General features: G+C 64.7%; 5 protein-coding genes and 1 pseudogene. 2 read left to right on the top strand and 4 right to left on the bottom strand.

What is annotated here, in order from left to right; genetic code table 11:
- Nucleotides 1-108 precede the first annotated feature (108 nt).
- The 3 genes from O2807_12930 to O2807_12940 are packed head-to-tail and all read right to left on the bottom strand — an operon-like array spanning nt 109 to nt 2810.
- Nucleotides 109-987 carry an NAD(P)-dependent oxidoreductase gene (locus O2807_12930; protein ID MDA1001404.1) on the bottom strand — a complete coding sequence of 293 codons (879 nt, stop codon included), beginning with the start codon at nt 985-987 and terminating at the stop codon, nt 109-111.
- A 30-nt stretch (nt 988-1017) separates the two neighbouring features.
- Nucleotides 1018-1893, bottom strand: a complete 876-nt coding sequence (locus tag O2807_12935) for an NAD(P)-dependent oxidoreductase (protein MDA1001405.1) — start codon at nt 1891-1893, stop codon at nt 1018-1020.
- 23 nt (nt 1894-1916) lie between these two features.
- Nucleotides 1917-2810 (bottom strand): NAD(P)-dependent oxidoreductase, encoded by an 894-nt coding sequence (locus O2807_12940; protein MDA1001406.1) that lies wholly within the window; start codon nt 2808-2810, stop codon nt 1917-1919.
- 465 nt (nt 2811-3275) lie between these two features.
- On the opposite strand from O2807_12940, the gene O2807_12945 reads away from it, so the two are divergent.
- Entirely contained in the window at nt 3276-3644 is a 369-nt protein-coding gene (locus O2807_12945) for a type II toxin-antitoxin system RelE/ParE family toxin (protein ID MDA1001407.1), read from the top strand.
- Entirely contained in the window at nt 3644-3985 is a 342-nt protein-coding gene (locus O2807_12950) for an XRE family transcriptional regulator (GenBank protein ID MDA1001408.1), read from the top strand. Before O2807_12945 ends, O2807_12950 begins: the two co-directional genes overlap by 1 nt.
- 60 nt (nt 3986-4045) lie before the next feature.
- Here O2807_12950 and O2807_12955 read toward each other — a convergent pair.
- Nucleotides 4046-4138, bottom strand: a pseudogene (locus O2807_12955) (NAD(P)-binding domain-containing protein).
- Between the last annotated feature and the right edge of the window lie 5 nt (nt 4139-4143).

Below are 4143 nucleotides of genomic sequence, written 5' to 3' on the forward strand. Positions count from 1 at the left end.
CCGCCCGCCGAATTTATCCGGATACTAAACTGGATTACTCAGGATTGCAAGGGATTTATGTGCCGGGCCGCTGGATAGGGGAAAGTGGCGCAAATTCAACAGGTTCCCCTACATCATCCCCCCGCCGCGCTCGAAGAACTCGACGATGGCGTTCTGGTCCACATCATCGTGCCCGAGGGCCATCGCGGCCATGTAGATCTGCCGGGTGAGGGCGGAGAGCGGGATGGGCATCTTCACGTCCTCGGCCATGGCGGCGATCATCCGCAGGTCCTTCACCATGAGCTTGGTGCGGAAGGTGGGGGTGTAGTCCTTCTTGGCGAGGGGGATGCCCTTGTACTCGAGCATCTTCGGGATGGCGCTCCCCCGGAGGAGCTCCATCACCTGCACCCCGTCGAGGCCCGCCTTCTTGGCGAGGGAGAGCCCCTCGGCGTAGACGGCGAGGTGGCCCGAGAAGACGAGGTTCGCCACGAGCTTCATCTTGAGGCCCGCGCCGTTTTCGCCGAAATACTCGACCGAGCCGCCGATGACCTCGAGCACGTCGCGGTGCTTTTCCATCGCGGCCTTCTCGCCCCCCACCATGATGGCGAGGGTGCCCGCTTGTGCATGCGGGGCGCTCCCGCTGACCGGGGTGTCGAGAAAGGCGACGCCCTGCTTTTTGGCTTCTGCCGCGATGGCGCGGGAGCCGTCCGGGGTGATGGTCGAGAAGTCGAAGCAGACCGCGCCCTTGGCCGCAGACGCCAGGGCGCCCTTCTCTCCGAGATAGGCTTCCTCCACATCTTTCGTCTCGGGCACCGAGCTGCAGATGACCTCCGCCCCCAGCGCCGCTTCCGCCGGGGAGGCGCAGACCGTCACGCCGTTTTCTTCCGCGCGCTTCCCTGCCTCGGGAAAAGGATCGTGCCCGCGCACGGCGTAGCCCGCCTTCGCGAGATTGGCCGCCATCGCGCCACCCATCGTCCCCAGCCCGAGAAATGCCACCGTCTTCGCCACGATCGATCCTCCAATAAAGAAAGCTGCGGCTCAGTCCCCCGCCGCGCGGAGAAAGTACTCATAAACGGCGTTCTGATCCTGGGCGCCGAATCCCATCGCCGAGGCGCCGGTGTAGACCTGCCGCACGAAAGAAGAAAGCGGCACCGGCGCGCGCGCCGCCTCGGCCATCGCCGCGATGAGGCGCAGGTCCTTCTTCATCAGGTCCACCCGGAAGGTGGGGGTGTAGTCCTTCGCCACCATCGTCGGGCCCTTGATTTTGAAAAGGGGCGGGATCGAGCTGTCGAGCACGTAGTCGAGAATGGCCTCCGGGGCGAGGCCGCTCTTCTGCCCGAGGGTGAGGGCCTCGGCGAAGAGGCAGAGCATCCCCGAGACCAGATGGTTCGAAATCAGCTTCATCCGCAGGCCGTAGCCGTTCGGCCCGATGTGGCGCGCCGAGGCGCCGATGACTTCGAGCACGTCCCGGTGTTTTTCCATCGCGGCCTTGTCCCCGCCCACCATGATGGCGAGCTGGCCCGCGATCGCGGTGGGCTCGCTCCCCCCGACCGGGGTGTCGCAGAAGATGACGCCCCCCTTCGCGGCCTCCGCCGCGACGGCGGCGCTGCCCTCTGGCGAGATGGTGGAGAAATCGAAGCAGACCAGCCCCTTGGCCGCGCCCGCGAGGACGCCCTTTTCCCCGAGATAGGCCGCGTGCACGTCCTCGGTCTCGGGCACCGAGCTGCAGAGGACTTCCGCCCCCCGCGCGGCCTCGGCCGGGGAGCCCACGATGCGCACCCCCGCCTTCTCGGCCTTCTCGCGGGCCGCGGGGAAGGGGTCGAAGCCCTGCACCTCGTAGCCCGCCTTGAGCAGGTTGTTCGTCATGGCGCTGCCCATCGTGCCGAGCCCGACGAAACCGACTTTTTTCGCCATCTTTCTTTGATCCTCCCTTCGGGTTATTTCTTCTTCGCCTTCCGCCCCGAGGCGTGAATGTAGGATTCGTAGACCGCGTTGAAGTCCGCCCGGCCGAGGCCGATCCCCTTCGCGGAGACGTGCTGCTGGCGCGCGGCCACCCCGAGCGGGACGGGGACGCCGAGATCGTTCGCCTCCTCGATGGAAAGCCCCAGATCCTTGATGCTGAGCTCCACGTCGGCGATCACGTTCGAATAATCGCGCGCCGCCATGTCGGGCGCCTTGTAGAACATGAGCTGGGGGACGGCGCTGCCCTGGAGGAACTTCACCATCTTCGCCCCCTTGAGGCCCGCTTTTTCGCCGAAGGCGAGGCCCTCCGCGATCCCGGTGTGGTGGATGTTCAGGATGTGGTTCGTCACCAGCTTCATGATGAGGCCGTTGCCGGAGGCCCCCATGTGGGGGACCGACTTGCAGAAGGCGTCCAGCACGCCGCGGTGCGCCTTCAGCGCCTTCGCGTCCCCGCCCACCATGGCCGAGACCTGCTTCTTCTCCAGATGGGGGATCGAGCCGCTCACCGGCGCATCGAGAAAGGAGATTCCCTTTTTCTTCGCCTCGGCCGCGATGCGCCGCGCGAGGGCGACCGAGCTGGTCGAGAGCTCGAAGACCACCGCGCCTCTCTTCATCGCGGCGAGCGCGCTCCCAGAGCCCAGATAGACCTCCTCCACCACGGCGGGGATCGGCAGCGAGCTGCACACCACATCCGCCCCCTTCACCGCCGCCGCGACGGTCCTGGCGGGCCGGACGCCGTTTTTCTTCGCCGCCGCCAGCGCCCGCGGCACCGGGTCGTAGCCCGTGACATCGAAGCCCGCCGCCGCGAGGTGCATCGCCATCAGGCCGCCCATCCGCCCGAGGCCGAGGAAACCGATTTTTTTCGCCATCTCGAAGCTCCTTTTTCGAAGTCTCCATCAGCACGCCCGCGTGAACACGCCCGCGCGGGGCCGGATCGTCTGCCGGGAAAAGATTTTTCCTCCCAGCCGTTCGGAATTTTTCGATGATCCGAATATCGCACCTTCGGCGCGGATGGGGAAGGGGCCGGGGGGGATTTGCACCGGGATTTTCTGTCTGGAGGAATCGCGAGTGGCCCGCAAAAGGATGGCGATGCCGAAGCGAATCCCCCGCAGGGAGACAGGGGCGGCTCGCTCAAAATCGCACGAACGGTACGGGTCCCAAATAATGATATAATATATGGACAAATCAGAGTTTGACGGCGCGCCGAGATGCTCTTGCACTTTCCTTGTGCAGCTGGGCCGCCTTCGCTTTCGACCCGAAGCGGCTGAAAAGGCGGTCCCGTCCGGCCCAAAATATGCACTTGACAACATATGTATTTGGAGACATAATTTAAAGTGAGCTGGGAAGTCCTGTTTCATGGTGCCTTTGAGCGTGAGTTCGAAGAACTCCAGGAGGATGTGCAGGACGAGCTGCTGGCGCACGCCAAATTGCTGGAGGAATTCGGCCCGTCCCTGAAACGGCCCTGGGCCGATACGCTGAAAGGCTCGCGGCACGCCAACATGAAGGAACTGCGGTTCCGGGCCGGGAACGGTGCCTGGCGGGCCGCCTTCGCTTTCGATCCGAAGCGGCGCGCCGTTTTGCTCGTATGCGGGGACAAGAGCGGCGGGAGCGGGCAGCGGTTCTACCGGAGCCTTATCCGCAAGGCGGACGAAAGGTTCGGCGAACATCTTGCCGGGCTGGAGAAGGGAAAAGGGAGATCGTGATGGCGACGACGCTGAAAGAAAAAATGAAAAAGCTGCCCGCGAAGCGGCGGAAGAAAATCGAGAAAAGGGCGGCGGAACTGATCGCCGAGGAAATGTCCCTCCGCGACCTGCGGAAGGCGCACCAGCTGACCCAGAAGCGCCTTGCCAAGAGCCTCGGCATCACCCAGGACGGCGTTTCGCGCCTGGAGAAGCGCTCCGACCTGCTGATCTCCACCCTGCAGAACTATGTGCACGGCATGGGCGGGACGCTGCACCTCGTCGCCGAGTTCCCGGACCGCCCGCCCGTGAAGCTGAAGGGCTTCGCCGAGATGGACGAAAGGGCTGAAAAAAACGGTGCATGATATGCGCACAACCCCGCGCAAGGGAAACGTGCCAGTCACTCATCCCGCCGGCTAGACGCGCGGCACCGGGTCGTAGCCCGTGACATCGAAGCCCGCCGCCGCGAGGTGCATCGCCATCAGGCCGCCCATCCGCCCGAGGCCGAGGAAACCGATTTTTT

The organism is bacterium, assembly GCA_027622355.1.
Taxonomy (GTDB): domain Bacteria; phylum UBA8248; class UBA8248; order UBA8248; family UBA8248; genus JAQBZT01.